The 14,749-nt window shown below is 59.4% G+C and carries 12 protein-coding genes; 3 read left to right on the top strand and 9 right to left on the bottom strand.

All coding sequences use genetic code 11. From position 1 onward, the window contains the following. Window positions 1-6: 6 nt before the first annotated feature. The 3 genes from QE432_RS23015 to QE432_RS23005 form a co-directional block, all read right to left on the bottom strand. Complete coding sequence (locus QE432_RS23015) at window positions 7-1,674, bottom strand: thiamine pyrophosphate-binding protein (RefSeq protein WP_162701135.1); 1,668 nt, start codon at window positions 1,672-1,674, stop codon at window positions 7-9. Next, window positions 1,671-2,873 (bottom strand): CaiB/BaiF CoA transferase family protein, encoded by a 1,203-nt coding sequence (locus QE432_RS23010; RefSeq protein ID WP_080798121.1) that lies wholly within the window; start codon window positions 2,871-2,873, stop codon window positions 1,671-1,673. The genes QE432_RS23015 and QE432_RS23010 overlap by 4 nt, the downstream gene beginning before the upstream one ends. Before the next feature lie 100 nt (window positions 2,874-2,973). Beyond that, the gene (locus QE432_RS23005; RefSeq protein WP_174075427.1) at window positions 2,974-3,945 is read right to left on the bottom strand and encodes an alpha/beta fold hydrolase; all 972 of its coding nucleotides are present in this window, start codon (window positions 3,943-3,945) and stop codon (window positions 2,974-2,976) included. A 127-nt stretch (window positions 3,946-4,072) separates the two neighbouring features. Between QE432_RS23005 and ettA the strand changes: the two genes are divergently transcribed. The 3 genes from ettA to metF all read left to right on the top strand — a co-directional run bounded on the left by ettA (window position 4,073) and on the right by metF (window position 7,806). Next, window positions 4,073-5,722, top strand: coding sequence for an energy-dependent translational throttle protein EttA (gene ettA, locus QE432_RS23000; RefSeq protein ID WP_003513287.1), 1,650 nt, complete (start codon window positions 4,073-4,075; stop codon window positions 5,720-5,722). A gap of 163 nt (window positions 5,723-5,885) precedes the next feature. Next, window positions 5,886-6,899: an ArsR/SmtB family transcription factor gene (locus QE432_RS22995; RefSeq protein WP_019565268.1), complete on the top strand. Its 1,014-nt coding sequence runs from the start codon at window positions 5,886-5,888 to the stop codon at window positions 6,897-6,899. A gap of 1 nt (window position 6,900) precedes the next feature. Next, window positions 6,901-7,806 (top strand): methylenetetrahydrofolate reductase [NAD(P)H], encoded by a 906-nt coding sequence (gene metF, locus QE432_RS22990; protein WP_013636527.1) that lies wholly within the window; start codon window positions 6,901-6,903, stop codon window positions 7,804-7,806. Window positions 7,807-8,271: 465 nt separating this feature from the next. On the opposite strand, the gene QE432_RS22985 is transcribed toward metF, so the two are convergent. The 6 genes from QE432_RS22985 to QE432_RS22960 form a co-directional block, all read right to left on the bottom strand. Continuing rightward, window positions 8,272-9,498 carry a lytic murein transglycosylase gene (locus QE432_RS22985; RefSeq protein ID WP_003513276.1) on the bottom strand — a complete coding sequence of 409 codons (1,227 nt, stop codon included), beginning with the start codon at window positions 9,496-9,498 and terminating at the stop codon, window positions 8,272-8,274. A 122-nt stretch (window positions 9,499-9,620) separates the two neighbouring features. Next, on the bottom strand, window positions 9,621-10,400 hold the full coding sequence (locus QE432_RS22980) for a glycoside hydrolase family 25 protein (RefSeq protein WP_013636525.1): 780 nt from the start codon (window positions 10,398-10,400) through the stop codon (window positions 9,621-9,623). Between the two features lie 245 nt (window positions 10,401-10,645). Then, window positions 10,646-11,362, bottom strand: coding sequence for a class I SAM-dependent methyltransferase (locus QE432_RS22975; RefSeq protein ID WP_162686693.1), 717 nt, complete (start codon window positions 11,360-11,362; stop codon window positions 10,646-10,648). After that, entirely contained in the window at window positions 11,359-12,609 is a 1,251-nt protein-coding gene (locus QE432_RS22970; RefSeq protein WP_111783566.1) for a DUF3419 family protein, read from the bottom strand. Before QE432_RS22970 ends, QE432_RS22975 begins: the two co-directional genes overlap by 4 nt. Before the next feature lie 293 nt (window positions 12,610-12,902). After that, complete coding sequence (locus QE432_RS22965; RefSeq protein ID WP_038491642.1) at window positions 12,903-13,982, bottom strand: lytic transglycosylase domain-containing protein; 1,080 nt, start codon at window positions 13,980-13,982, stop codon at window positions 12,903-12,905. Window positions 13,983-14,107: 125 nt separating this feature from the next. Continuing rightward, complete coding sequence (locus tag QE432_RS22960; protein WP_111783565.1) at window positions 14,108-14,743, bottom strand: LysE family translocator; 636 nt, start codon at window positions 14,741-14,743, stop codon at window positions 14,108-14,110. Between the last annotated feature and the right edge of the window lie 6 nt (window positions 14,744-14,749).

Below are 14,749 nucleotides of genomic sequence, written 5' to 3'. Positions count from 1 at the left end.
GCAATATCAGGTCCGGCTTCTGATCTGGGTCAGCGTGCGGGTTGGCGTGATCGCTTCGGCATCCAGCTTCACCTCGATAATGGCGGGCTTGCCGCTTGCCCGGGCGCGTTCGAAGGCGGCGGCGAAGTCTTGCGTCTTTTCGACCGTTTCGCCGTGGCCACCATAGGCCTTTGCGAAGGCCGCGAAATCCGGGTTGACGAGATCGGTGCCGCTGACGCGGCCGGGATATTCCCGTTCCTGATGCATGCGGATCGTGCCATAGGTGCCGTTATTGACCAGCACGGTGATGATAGGCAGTCCATACCGCACGGCGGTGATGAATTCCTGCCCATGCATCATGAAGCAGCCATCACCGGCAAAGCAGATCACCTCGCGCTCGGGAAACAGGTGCTTGGCGGCCACAGCCGCGGGCAGGCCGTAACCCATCGAGCCGGAGGTCGGCGCCGATTGAGTGTTGAAGCGGCGGAAGCGGTGGAAGCGGTGTACCCAGGTGGCATAGTTGCCCGCGCCATTGGTGAAGATGGCATCATCCGGCACGTTGGCCTCGATCCAGTCCATGATCGGACCCATCTGCACCGCGCCCGGACCGGTCTGCGGCGGTGTCGACCAGGTGAGGTAAGCCGAATGCATGGTGGCCGTGCGGTCCGCCCAGGCGGCGTTATCGGGGAGCGTTACGGAAGAAAGGGCGGCGACGAAATCATGCGGTGAGGCGCAGATTGCGAGATCGGGGCGATAGACGCGGCCAAGCTCTTCGGCTTCCGGGTAGATGTGCACAAGTTTCTGCGACGGGTAGGGAATGTCGATCAGCGTGTAGCCGGAGGAAGGCATTTCCGAGAGGCGACCGCCGAGCAGCACCACGAGGTCGGCTTCCTTGATTTCCTTCGCCAAGGCCGGGTTGATGCCGATGCCGACATCGCCCGCGTAAGATGGGCTCAAGTGATCGAACAGCATCTGGCGACGGAAGGAGCAGCCGACGGGCAGTTTGTTTCTTTCGGCAAAAGCCGTGAAGCTTGCGACGCTTTCTTCGGACCAGCGTGTGCCGCCGATGATGAAGATTGGCCGCTTGGCCTCGCCCAGCATTTTTGAGAAAGCGGCGATCTGCGACGGGCCGGGATGCGCTTCGACCGGCGTATAGGGCTTTGCCTCGGGGGCTTCAACCTCTTCAACCAGCATGTCTTCGGGTAACGTCAGCACCACGGGGCCGGGGCGGCCGGAGGTGGCGACGGCAAAGGCGCGGGTGACGAATTCCGGAATGCGGCGCGCATCGTCGATCTCGCCCACCCATTTGGCGAATTCGGTGAAGGCGCGGCGATATTCCACTTCCTGAAACGCCTCACGCTCGCGGGCTTCGCGCTGTACCTGGCCGATGAACAGGATCATCGGAATGGAATCCTGCCTCGCGATATGCAGGCCGGCCGAGGCGTTGGTGGCGCCGGGACCGCGCGTTACCATGCAGATGCCGGGTTCGCCGGTCAGCCTGCCCCAGGTGTCGGCCATCATGGCAGCGCCGCCTTCCTGGCGGCAGACCACGGTTTCGATGCCGCTTTCATAGAGCGCGTCCAGCACCGCCAGATAGCTTTCACCGGGAACGCAGGAAACGCGGGAGACGCCATTGGCTTTCAGCGCTTCGACGATCAGTTGTCCGCCTGTTCTTTTCATTCCGGTTGCTTTCATGGCGTCGTGGTCCTTTCGATGTTATCCAGTTCGGCCAGCACTTGCGCCTGATGCTCGCCAAGCTTCGGGCTCGGGCGTTCGTAACGCAGCGGCGTCTGTGACATGATAATCGGTGTCCGCACACCGGGGATGACGGTGCCATCCTGCGCCTCGAGATCAACACGCAGGCCGCGTGCCTGAACCTGTGGATCGGCGAACATTTCCTCGATGGAGTTGATTGGCCCGGCCGGTACGGCGTTCTGCTCGCAGGCGGTCAGAAGATCGCGCTTCTGCCATTTCAGCGTTTCGGTGGAAACGATCCGCCGCACCTCTGCCTTATGCGCCACGCGCGCCTTGTTGGTGGCGAAACGTTCGTCATCGGCGGTCGCCTCGATTCCGAGGATCTTGCAGAGACGGCGGAACTGGCCGTCATTGCCGACCGCTAGGATCAGGAAACCATCAGCCGTCGGCACCACCTCATAGGGGGAAATATTCGGATGGGCGTTGCCGAGCCTGACGGGGGCATTGCCGGAAATCAGGTAATTCATATTCTGGTTGGCGAGCACGGCCGACTGCACGTCCAGAAGCGCCATGTCGATATGCTGGCCTTCACCTGACCGCATGGCGTGGATGAGGGCGGCCTGAATGGCTGACACGGAATAGATGCCGGTGAAGATATCGGCAACGGCAACGCCCGCCTTCATAGGCTGACCGTCGGGTTCGCCGGTGATCGACATGAAACCGGACATGCCCTGCACGATATAGTCGTAACCGGCGAAATCGGCATAGGGCCCGGTCTGGCCGAAGCCGGTGATGGAGCAATAGATCAGCTTCGGATTGAGAACCCTGAGACTCTCATAGTCGAGGCCATATTTGGCAAGCCCGCCGCGTTTGAAATTCTCGATGACAACATCGGCGGTTCGCACGAGCCGCCGCACCAGCGCACAGCCTTCCGCCGTCTTGAGATCGGCGACGATGGAGCGTTTGCCGCGATTGGTGGCATGGTAATAGGCGGCGGAGAGGTTTTCACCATCGGCGCTTTCGACAAAGGGCGGACCCCATGCGCGGGTATCGTCTCCACCTTCAGGGTTCTCGACCTTGATGACATCCGCACCCATATCGGCCAGCATCTGCCCCGCCCAGGGACCGGCCAGAACACGCGCCAGTTCGATGACGCGAATGCCTGATAGTGGCGGTTTCCTGTTCGGCGTTTCGGTCATTTGTCCCCCGGTGTTTTCTGCTTGCCGGTTTATAGACGTCTCCCCGCATTGCCGCATGTGATTTTATCTCATGGACTTATTCCGTTTCGGCAAAGGCTCGTCAGTTGCCAACGACGCGGCTGCACCAGGCGGCGAAATCCGCAGCCACGGCATGCCAGCCGATCTCGTTCAGGGTTTCGTGGCGCATGCCCCGATAGATCGTGTGTTCGACATGGCCGAAACCCGCTTTGCGGAAGCGTTCGGCAAGCCAGACGATCTCCTTGCCGTCATTGGTCGCGGCATCCTGATCGCCGCTGACAAGCAAAATCGGCAGCGTCTTCGGCAGGCGTTCGATGAGCCTCGGCGCACGATAGGACAATTCAAAAACATCCTGCCACAGGGAGACGCTGGCCTCGAACTGGCAAAGCGGATCCTCCACATAAGCGTCCACCGCTGCCCTGTCATGGCTCAGCCAGTCCGCATGAGTGCGTTTTTCCGGCATTCTGGCATTCCAGGCACGGAAGGTTGCTTTGGGCAGGATGGCGCTCGGCACATCAGAGCCTTTCAGCATCTTTTCAAGGCGCAGCACAATCTGTGCAAGACGGCCCATGACACCGGGATTGAGGTTGGAATTCCAGATGGACAGACCATCAAAGGCATCCGGATGGCTGACGGCGGTGTTGAGCGCCACAAGGCCGCCCATGGAATGGCCGAACAGGATGACCGGCAGGCCGGGATGTCTTTCGCCGACCATCCGGCGCATCGCCATGACATCGGCAACGACCTTCTCGGCTCCGTCCTTCCAGGCGAAGCGGCCAATCGGCGCATCGGCAGCCTTTGTGCGGCCATGGCCACGATGATCGTGGGCATAGACCTCGAAACCCTGCTTTGCCATGACATCGGCAAAACGGCGGTAACGGCCGGCGTGCTCCACCAGGCCGTGGCAGATCATCAGCACGCCGCGCGCCGGAGAAAGGGCAGAGGGCTGGTGGCGAAAGGCGATGGATGCGCCTGATGGAGCGTCGAGCCTCTCAATCCGGCTGAACGTCAAGTCATCCGTCGTCTCATTCATGCTTTCGCCCGTGCCTGCCATGGTATCCCTTGTCATAATCATGGGGTCATAATCGTGCCAGAGGTTGCCCCAAGGTCCTATTTACCCTACATAGCGGCAAATTTCCCGATACGTACTCTTTAAAATCCGATGTGGAGCATTCGCTACAATGGCACGTCAATTCATCTATCACATGGCCGGGCTGAACAAGTCCTATGGCGCGAAGAAGGTTCTTGAGAACGTCCATCTCTCCTTCTATCCAGATGCCAAGATCGGTATCCTCGGTCCGAACGGTGCCGGTAAGTCGACCGTTTTGAAGATCATGGCCGGTCTCGACAAGGAATATACCGGTGAGGCCTGGCTCGCTGAGGGTGCGACGCTCGGTTATCTCGAGCAGGAGCCGAAGCTCGACGAAAACAAGACCGTGATGGAAAACGTCATGGAAGGTGTGGCGAGCAAGACGGCAATCGTCGACCGCTACAACGAGCTGATGATGAACTATTCCGACGAAACGGCGGATGAGGGCGCAAAGCTTCAGGACATCATTGACAGCCAGAACCTGTGGGATCTGGAAAATCAGGTCGAAATGGCCATGGATGCGCTGCGTTGCCCGCCTGGCGACTCGGCAGTAACCGGCCTTTCGGGTGGTGAGCGTCGCCGCGTGGCGCTCTGCAAGCTGCTGCTTTCGCAGCCTGACCTGCTGCTGCTCGACGAACCGACCAACCATCTTGACGCTGAAACCATCGCCTGGCTCGAAAAGCACCTGCGCGACTATCCCGGCGCCGTGATGATGATCACCCACGATCGCTACTTCCTCGACAACGTCACCGGCTGGATTCTCGAACTCGACCGTGGCCGTGGTATTCCCTACGAAGGCAACTATTCCGCCTATCTGCAGGCAAAAGCCAAGCGCATGCAGCAGGAATCCCGCGAAGACGCCTCGCGCCAGAAGGCCATCAGCCGCGAACAGGAGTGGATCGCTTCCAGCCCCAAGGCTCGCCAGACGAAGTCAAAGGCGCGTATCCGCGCTTATGACGAACTGGTGGAAGCCGCTGAAAATCGCCGTCCCGGCGACGCGCAGATCGTCATTCCGGTCGCCGAGCGTCTGGGCCGCGTCGTTATCGAGGCGGAAAACCTCACAAAGTCCTATGGTGACCGGGTTCTGATCGAAAACCTCACCTTCAAGCTGCCTCCGGGCGGCATCGTCGGCGTCATCGGCCCAAACGGTGCGGGTAAAACCACGCTGTTTCGCATGATCACCGGTCAGGAAAAGCCCGATAGCGGTTCGGTGACCATTGGTGAGACCGTGCACCTTGGTTACGTCGACCAGAGCCGCGATACGCTGGCGGGTGACAAAACCGTCTGGGAGGAAATCTCCGGCGGCAACGACATCATCAAGCTCGGCAAGTTCGAAACGAACTCCCGCGCTTATTGCGGCGCCTTCAACTTCAAGGGCGGCGATCAGCAGCAGAAGGTCGGCAACCTCTCCGGTGGTCAGCGTAACCGCGTTCACCTTGCCAAGATGCTGAAGGCAGGCGGCAACGTGCTGCTGCTCGACGAACCGACCAACGACCTTGATACGGAAACGCTGGCAGCGCTCGAAGAAGCGCTGGAAGCCTTCGCCGGTTGCGCCGTTATCATCAGCCACGATCGCATGTTCCTCGACCGTCTGGCCACTCACATCCTCGCCTTCGAGGGTGACAGCCACGTGGAATGGTTCGAAGGCAACTTCGAAGACTATGAAAAGGACAAGGTCCGTCGTCTCGGCCCTGAGAGCATCAAGCCCGGCCGCGTCAGCTACAAGCGCCTGACGCGCTAATCCTGTTCTCGGATCACTTCAGAAAGGCCCGCCCAAAAGCGGGCCTTTTTTGATGCAATAAATGGGGCTTAAGGGGAGAGCGTGGCAAATTGCGCTTGCATCTCGCGTGACGCCGACATAAAGATATCTTTATATGTTGATTAGATTGCAAGGTGCGGCAGACGTGGCGTTCGGTTTGGATAAATTGGTGGATCTCTTGAAGGCGGCCGGCGAGCCGACGCGCTTTCGCTTGCTGGCGCTTCTGGCGGCCGGCGATCTGACCGTCACCGATCTCACCGAAATTCTCGGCCAGTCGCAGCCCCGTATTTCCCGTCATCTCAAGCTTTTGACGGAAGAGGGGTTGATCGAGCGCTATCAGGAAGGCGCCTGGGCCTATTTCCGCCTGCGGCAGGATGGAGAGCCCGCCGTTGTTATCAGGCAGCTGCTGGGCGCCGCATCGCCCTCTGACGCCGTTCTCCAGCGCGACAGCGAACGCCTTGCCACCGTCAAGCGGGTAAGGGCGGAGCGGGCGCAGGATTATTTCAGCCGCAATGCCTCCGCCTGGGACGAGCTGCGCCGCCTGCATGTGAGCGACGAGGCCGTGGAAGGTGCATTGCTGAAGCTGGTCGGAACCACCCCGATCGACTCGCTGCTCGATCTCGGTACTGGCACGGGCCGCATCCTCCAGCTTCTGAGCGGCATCTATCGCCGGGCAATCGGTGTCGATGCCAGCCGCGACATGTTGTCGGTGGCGCGCTCCAATCTGGACAAGGCGGGCGTGGTCAATGCATCCGTTCGCCATGGTGATATTCTCAACCTGCCGCTGGAAGGCCAGGATTTCGATCTGATCGTCATCCATCAGGTTCTGCATTTTCTCGACCAGCCGGAGATCGCGCTTTCCGAAGCCGCCCGCATGTTGCGTCCGGGTGGCCGGCTGATCGTCATCGATCTTGCACCGCATTCCTTCGAGCATCTTCGTGATGAGCATGCGCATGTGCGGCTCGGCTTTTCGCATCCGCTTATGGATGAATGGCTGAAAAAGGCCGGGCTCGTGCTCGACCGTGCCGTCGATCTTCATTCTGAACGGGCGTCCGATGAATCCTTGGACGTCACGATATGGGTTGCCCGCGACCAGCGGCTGCTGATGGCAGACGATGTGGTGCAAGAGGCCGTTTTACTTGCTGCCGGGAGGGCATGATATGTTGAGATCGGAAACCGCGCGCCACAATGGCGAAATCCGGGGGGATATCCGGTTATCTTTCGAGTTTTTCCCGCCCAAGAACCCCGAGATGGAGAACCAGCTCTGGGAAACGGTTGCCGAGCTGAAGAAATGGGATCCGGATTTCGTCTCCGTCACCTATGGCGCGGGCGGTTCCACCAAGGCGCCGACGCTGGATGCGGTGCGCCGGATGATCGGTGACAGTCATCTGCCGACCGCCGCGCACCTGACCTGCGTTGATGCCAGCCGTGACGACGTGCATCAGGTCGTTGAAGAGTTTCGCAATGCCGGCGTTCGCCATTTCGTGGCGCTGCGCGGCGATCCGTCGACCGGTATCGGCACGGATTACAGGCCGCATCCGCAAGGTTACGAGAATGCTGCCGCTCTGGTGAAGGGGCTACGCGATATCAGCGATTTCGAGGTTTCCGTTTCTGCCTATCCCGAAAAGCACCCGGAGAGCGCCAGCGATGCGGTCGATATCGATATGCTGAAGCGCAAGGCGGACAACGGCGCAACGCGGGCGCTGACGCAGTTCTTCTTCGATAATGACGTGTTCGAGCGCTACATGGAGCGGGTTACGGCTGCGGGCATCACCATTCCGGTGGTTCCGGGTATCATGCCGATCCAGAACCTGACCCAGCTCAAGCGTTTCGCCGGCCGCTGCGGTACCAGTGTGCCCAGTTTTCTGGATGAGCGTTTTGCAGGTTATGATGACGATCTCGAGGGACGCGCCCGCGTTGCGGCGGAAGTTGCTGCCGAGCAGATCGCCGATCTTCAACGGCGCGGTGTCAACGAGTTCCATCTCTACACCATGAACCGTGCGCCGCTGGTCGATGCGGTGCTTGAGAACCTCGGTCTTGAGCGTTTGCGCCGCAGCGCCGCCTGATTTCAGATATCCCATTTACGACAGGAAAAAAGCGCAGGCCCGACAGGACCTGCGCTTTTCAAACTCGTGTCATCTACGGTTCTTTTCTGCGTTTGGTCTTCACGTCTCGTCAGATGAAAAGCATCATCGCTACGAACAAAAACGCCAAACCGACTGCCAAGGCATTGAGAGATTTTGTAAGTCCCATGGGTGCCTCCTGTTGTTGACAGGTTCGATAATATGACCGTTTTGTGGCACTTGAAAAGCGGTTTCTGTGATGCGGTGCAGCATGCTTTGTCGCCGCTTAAAAAAGTAACTTCTGTAATTAATTGAAAATAAAAGATTATTTTCTCATCACGCAGTGCTTCATATCTTTAAAAAAAGTAAATGACCGGGGTGTTATCCCCAGTCATCCGGTCGAGATTAACAGTTTAAGCCTTGATTCCGGCCGATAGATTAAAGGCCCGAAGGTGCGATTAACACAGGTTAAAGCGCCTGGAGAAGTGCCTGGGTCGGCCATCCATCCGCAGGGATTCCGAGACGCTGCTGTTCCTTCTGGATGGCGACGCGGGTGCCGGAACCGAGAATTCCGTCCACCTTGCCAACATCGTGGCCGCGCGCTTCAAGCTTGGTCTGCAACTCTTTCATCGTCGCGTCATCGAAGCCCGGATCGGGATTGCCCTTGTTATAGACAGGGGCGCCCATCAGACGGTTGGCGAAATAGGCAGCCGAGGTCGTGTAGATGAACGACTGGTTCCATTCCAGATAGATGTTGAAGTTGGGATAGGTGAGGAAGGTCGGTCCCTTGCGGCCCTGCGGCATGATGAGGGCTGCGGGCAGGGAGGCGAAATTTTTGTTACCGTCGCGCGGGGTCACGCCGAGGGTAAACCAGTCACCGGCGGTAAGCGAACCGCCGAGGCCGGATTTCTCCCAGGGCAGGTTTTCCGGTACGGAAACTTCCTGCATCCAAGGTTCGCCCTTCTTGAAGCCGAGGTGCTGGATGAATTTCGCCGCCGTGAGGATCGCATCCGGTGCGCTGCTCTTGACGTTGACATGGCCATCGCCATCACCATCGATGCCGAAAGCGATGATGTCCTTGGGCAGCATCTGTACCTGGCCGATTTCGCCGGCCCACGCACCCGTGTTGGACGTGGGGTCGAGATCGCCATGCTGGACCATTTCGATGAGGGCCAGCAATTGCGGACGGAAGAGTTCCGGGCGGCGGCAATCATGCGAGAGGGTCACCAGCGCGTTACGGGTGTTGAAATCGCCCTGGACGGCACCGAAATCGGTCTCCATGGCCCAGAAGGCGGCAATGACGCCAGCCGGTATGCCGAATTCGTTCTCGGCACGGGCAAAGGTCGATGACAGCTCCTGCAGCTTCTTGCGGCCGATATCGAGACGGGCCTGGCTGACGGTGCGCTGGGAAAATTCGAGGAAGGTCTGGCGGAAGACGCCCTGTGCGCGGTCACGCGAAAGCACTTTGGGGTCTATCTGCGCGCCGGCCAGCGCCTTTTCGATGGCAGCCGCCGGAACACCCTTGGCAGCGGCCTCAGCCTTCACGCCCTCAAGAAATGCGCCGAGATCACCGCCGCAGGCAACCTGCTTTGGATCGTCAGGCGAGGCCACAGGCGGTGTGGCAAGGGCGGAGCCGGTGGAGAGAAGCGACAGAGCGGCGGCAAAAATGATGCTGCGCGACCGAAAAGTGGGCATGGGAATTTCCTCGATAGGTTGTTAGCCCGCTTTACCCACATGTTTGCGACAAAAAAACGGGTCCAGCGATCTGCCGGTGCAGAAGAACGCCGATTTTTCGAATGTGTTGCTTCTTGGCCGTATTATTTGGCCGAAGCGATCCATTTCCGCCAGTTTTTCTCACTTCCGGCGAAGACATTGATGTCGGTCGGGCCGTTGACGCCGGGCACGACGCCGGTGGCCGTATATTGCCAGAAGGCCCACTGCCGGTCTTCGTAAATCTTGGCGGGATGCGCGGCGACGGAGCGCACCCAGAAATGGTAATTCTTGAACTGGCCAACGAGGTTGTCGCGGTGGAAGTCGACCGAGGTGTAGATGATCGGGCGCTTGCCGTAATGGGCCTCGAGGCGGTCGAGGAAACGCTGCATCTCGGCACGGACGATGCCAGGAGCCGGGCGCGTCTTGCAGGTGGGGGAGGAGGGGTTCCATTCCACATCGAGAACCGGCGGTAGGGTGACGGCTTCCTTTGGCACGTTGCTGATGAACCAGTCGGCCTGAGCGTCCGCTGTCGAGCAGAAGTAGTAGAAATGGTATGGCGCGTGCAGGATATCTGCCGCCGCCGCGCTGCGCCAGTGGTCCCCAAATTTCGGATCGATGCGGTCTGAGCCTTCGGTGGCCTTGATGAAGACGAAGGAAACGCCGGATTTGCGAACGGTCCGCCAGTCGACGTCGCCATTCCATTTGGACACGTCGATGCCATGCACCTCGTGGCGATGCGGGTTGTTCGTGCCAAAATCCTGTGGGTCGGTATCGGAGAATTTCGGCTTGGAAACAGAAGCCGTTTCAAGCAAGTCATAGCTCGTGGACGTACAGCCGCCGATCAACAACATAGCCGACAAAAGTGCCGATAGACGCAGCCGCATTGGAACCCTGATGAATTATTGTTGCCCATCCGCAGCCGCAAAATGGCGCGCCGCGTCTCCCGATTTACCCATAACATGGTAAACAAGCCGTTATGGCAAGGGGCAGTGGCCTTTTTTCGGCTGGCAAGTCGCTGGATTCCAAGAGATTTGCGGTCTTTCAGTCCCAGTGGCGTATACTTGTAGGACCGCTGGCTGGCAGCGTCTTGCCCGCATTTGCAGAGGCGAGGCGCCTTAACCCTTGATGATCAGGCGTCTGCGAGAATACGGCTGACTTTTGGCTGCACTTCGGCGACCGGAAGCGTGATGATGGCCCGCCAGGCGTAACCCCGGGCAATCTCCTCGAATTCGAGATTACCGTCAAAACGGCCTGCCATGTTGGCCAGAACGTAACGGAGATTGGCGCGGGGCGTGACGTGGAAGCGGGTGAGCCATGCCTGCAAAAGTGCGCGGAACCACTTGGGCAATTGTTCCTGCTGGCCGAAATCGACGATGTGCAGCGAGCCGCCGGGCTTGAGAGCTGTCAGCGCCTGTTCGATCGCCTTTTCCCAGTCCGGTATCATCGAAAGCGCATAGGGGATCATGACTCGGTCGAAACCGTCCGGCTGACCGAATTCTACGGCGCGGAAAGCGGTGGCGTCGGCCACGCGCAGAACGGGGCGTTCCGTCTTTCCGGTAAAATTCTCGGATGCGGTCAGCAGCATTTCGGCGGAGATATCGAGACCGAACAGTCTTGCTTCAGGAAACTTGCGGCTGGCCAGCAGCAGGTTGCGGCCGGTACCGCAGCCGACTTCAAGCAGCGTGCCACCCTTGGGCACGTCGAGGCCGGAAATGGTCCTGTCGCGGCCCAGAAGGTAATATTTGCGGGTAATATCGTAGATATGCCGCTGGTGGCGATACATGCGGTCCATCAGGCTCGCATGCGCCTCATCCGCAAGGCCGACATTCTCGCCGATGGTTTTCATGCCAGAGCCCTCTGATAGATATGGAAGCCGCCATAGATGGCCGAACGGTCCATGGCGTTGAGCTCATTGGAGCGTTCCTCTAGATAGATCCACTGGTTGCGGATATCGGCCGAGAGACGGCCTTCGATCACGCTCTTTTCGGCAGCGGTGCGGAAAATGACGCGGGCGCCGGGAGCGGCGGTGCGGCTGATCTGCGACCACAATTCGTTGAGCTGCACGTCCGTCATCCAGTCCTGCGCATCGAGCAGAATGTAGCGATCGACGCCGTTTGCCGGTTTTTTGGAAAGCAGCTCGGTATAGGTGGCGTGGTGCACGGCAACGCGGGCGGTGTTGTCGCGGATCGTCTCGTAATATTCCCGCTTGAGATAAGCGGGCAGGGCACCCTCATGCGGCTCGGGATAACGGCGCGCGAAGGCCTGCCAGGCGAAATAATTGTCGCTGAGTGGAAAGTTGCAGGCAAGCTTTTCAAGTCGCTCCTTGAGGACGGAGGCGACTGTGCCGTCGTTGGAAAGGCTTGCCAGCTCGTCATATTGGCGGGGCGGAATGCCAAGGCCGAACAGCGAACTTTTTCGCTTCGTCAGCCAGCGCACCACCGGCTTGTCGAACAGCGGTGCGACCTTGCTGTCGAAGAACCGACGCTGTTCATCCAGCGTGCGGCTATTGGCCATTTCAGTCAGCCTGACGCCGTGCAGGCGCGCCATAAGGTGGCCGGCGCCGATGAAACGGCCGAGCAGACCGGTGCGGTATATGTTCCTGTCGAATACCGAGATGCGGCGACGGCCGGACAGGGTGCGTTTCGACCAGTAGGCCTTGGTCGTGTCGTCGAGATGGTCGGCGATGAATCGGTCGTAGCCATGACTATTGCTGCGCGTATTGGCGCGGCCGAACTGGCGAACCACATCCTGATGGGCCGGGAGATGGCGGAAGGCGGCAAGCTTCAGCTTGTTGAGAGCGATGTGATGCGGGTTAAGATCCACCACATCGATGCTGGCAGGGTTGCGGGAGAGGTAGGCCAGCATGTTGCAGCCGCCCGAGCCGATGGTGACGATACGGTGGCCTTCAGCAAGCTCCATCGCTTCCATATCGATTTCCGGGTCTTCCCAGATTTGCGGATAAACCAGACCGGAAAAGAGAACCCCGAAGAACCGTTCGGAAAAACCGCTTTTCGAGAGCGCCTTGTGCTGGAGCAATGCGGACTTCAGTTTCGTATTCTTGCTGAAGCCGGTCTTGGGTGCCGCACTCGTCATATGTTCACCTCTCAATAGATTGAGAGGCGTCTACAGTCACGACGCTACAGTTTGATGACAGGGGTTGTGGGCCGACGTAACGAATCGAAAAGGCGGTGTGAAACCACTCGGGTCTCAAGCTTTGATTTGGATGCGACGTCATGCTCGGGCTTGTACCGAGGATCCAGCCACATATCGTAAAATCAAAAGCTTGCAGATCCCAGGGACAAGCCCGAGGATGACAAAAGTGACGTGCTCGACGTTTTTAAGAAAAGCCGCTTTGCTGCATTGCAGTCCCGGCGCTGCTCAAAGGCTTACTTGCGCAGAACGTGCAGCATGCCCTTGCGCTTGGCATCGTAATAATAACCGCGTGCATAAAGCCTGACAGCATTGTCCCGGTTGTTGTCGGCAACAAGCCAGGCGCCGCTCAGATATTTGACGGCATATTTGAGGTTGGTTTCGGCATCGAACAAGCCAGAAGCGGGGCCATCAAAGCCCATGGAGCGGGCCGTGGCGTGCTTGATCTGCATCAGACCGAAGTGGCCGCCATTATAGGCGCCGGGATTGTATCTGCTTTCACGCTGCACCACGCGATGCACCAGATCTTCAGGCACATTATACATGACAGCGTATTTCGAAATAAGCCCGCTCAGCTTTTCACGTCCGGCCGGCGCGGATTTGTACGGCGCCGTCATCGTTTCGTTCTGCCGGATAGCGGCAAGGGCGGCGTTGGTCGGGCCGGCTGCATAGGCCAGAACCGTGCTGTCCGGCTTGGGCAGGGGAATGACTTTGCGTTCCGCGGTCAGTTCGGTACCGATCGACGGCGTTCCGGGCGGCGGCGGTGCGGGCGGGAAGCTGCCCTTGACGGCAACCACCTGCGGCAGGTCGGCGGCAGAGTTGTGGGCCGCCGGTTTCGCGGCGGCACTTGCGGTTTCGATCGCTGCGGCTGCCGGCGTTGCGGCGTGCGGTGCAAGAGCCGCAGCCGTCGTCGGCGCGGCTGTCGTTACCGTTGCCTGCGCGACCTCTGTCTGTTGTTGCTGCGGCTGCATCTGGGTTGGGCTTGCCACTGCCGCTGCAATTTCGGCTGCCGGCGGCAGCGCCACGCGGCCACCCTTGACGGCGGCGACGGTTGGAAGCGATTCGGGCTGGGAAGAGGCTGCCACGTCAGTGGCATGTGCTGCCGGTGCGGCGGCATCAGCCGGGGTACCAGCCGTTTCCGACTGTGCGGAGGCTTGTGCCGGTGCGGTTTGGTTGACTGCGGCTATTTTCGGGCCGTTCGGCCCTTCCTTTGCGGCATATTCGACGCTGGTGCATCCGGCCAAAGCCAGTGCAAGGCCCACCGTGGAAGACAGAAGAAGTGCGCTTCTTCCGCGGAATTTTGCCGAATTTCGCATGTTGCCGCCTTCGTTATGCCTGTCTGTCGATACCCCCGCGTCGAGCGAAGCAGGCAGTGTCCCATCGAGCTTTCATTAACCTATTGTAAGGATAGCGGCAAGCCGGGACGTGGCGTCGCGGTTTTTCAGGCGGCGATGCGGCGGTATCCGGCGCTGACGGCACGGCCAGAAATGAAGTGAGTGCGGTATTTCGGCCGGATTTTTTTGTTGCCGGACATGCGGCGCACCAGTGCCAGCGTGGAGCCGGCAAAGAGTGCCTGCGCTGCCAGAATGCCAAGTGCCAGCAACAGGATTGCGGCCTGCGCTACGGCCAGCGTTTCGACCGCATTGCCGGAGGTGGAAACGAATTGCGGCAACAGTGCCAGGAAGAACATGAAATAGCGCGGACGCAACGCTGCAATGGCGTAGCAATCACGGAAAATGCCGCTGGATGATTTGCCGGGCAGATTGTCATTGTCTGCATTGGCAGCCTGGGCGGCGGGGGTGGCAAAGTTCCATAACAGGAAAAGAATCAGCCAGCCGATACCAGTCCACTGAACGATTTCCACAAAGGCATGCGGCAGATAGGCAAGGCCAGCCGCTGGAATCGCAGATATCGTCATAGCTGTGACGATGCCAAGCGCGCCGCCAGTGACAGAGGCAAACACCGTTTTTCTGCCGCGGATAGCGGCATAGGAGGCGACAGAGAATACAAGGGGAGAGGGAAGTGCGAACACAACGGCACATGCTGCACAAAAAACCAGCCACGCCTGTCCAGACATTCTCTT

Source organism: Agrobacterium sp. SORGH_AS_0745, assembly GCF_030818995.1.
GTDB lineage: Bacteria > Pseudomonadota > Alphaproteobacteria > Rhizobiales > Rhizobiaceae > Agrobacterium > Agrobacterium tumefaciens.
This window is presented reverse-complemented; position numbering and strand designations above follow the sequence as displayed.

Coding starts and splice junctions, on each gene's coding strand:
- QE432_RS23015 (WP_162701135.1), bottom strand. CDS start 1,674: ATGAAAGCAACCGGAATGAAAAGAACAGGCGGACAACTGATCGTCGAA.
- QE432_RS23010 (WP_080798121.1), bottom strand. CDS start 2,873: ATGACCGAAACGCCGAACAGGAAACCGCCACTATCAGGCATTCGCGTC.
- QE432_RS23005 (WP_174075427.1), bottom strand. CDS start 3,945: ATGGCAGGCACGGGCGAAAGCATGAATGAGACGACGGATGACTTGACG.
- ettA (WP_003513287.1), top strand. CDS start 4,073: ATGGCACGTCAATTCATCTATCACATGGCCGGGCTGAACAAGTCCTAT.
- metF (WP_013636527.1), top strand. CDS start 6,901: ATGTTGAGATCGGAAACCGCGCGCCACAATGGCGAAATCCGGGGGGAT.
- QE432_RS22985 (WP_003513276.1), bottom strand. CDS start 9,498: ATGCCCACTTTTCGGTCGCGCAGCATCATTTTTGCCGCCGCTCTGTCG.
- QE432_RS22980 (WP_013636525.1), bottom strand. CDS start 10,400: ATGCGGCTGCGTCTATCGGCACTTTTGTCGGCTATGTTGTTGATCGGC.
- QE432_RS22975 (WP_162686693.1), bottom strand. CDS start 11,362: ATGAAAACCATCGGCGAGAATGTCGGCCTTGCGGATGAGGCGCATGCG.
- QE432_RS22970 (WP_111783566.1), bottom strand. CDS start 12,609: ATGACGAGTGCGGCACCCAAGACCGGCTTCAGCAAGAATACGAAACTG.
- QE432_RS22965 (WP_038491642.1), bottom strand. CDS start 13,982: ATGCGAAATTCGGCAAAATTCCGCGGAAGAAGCGCACTTCTTCTGTCT.
- QE432_RS22960 (WP_111783565.1), bottom strand. CDS start 14,743: ATGTCTGGACAGGCGTGGCTGGTTTTTTGTGCAGCATGTGCCGTTGTG.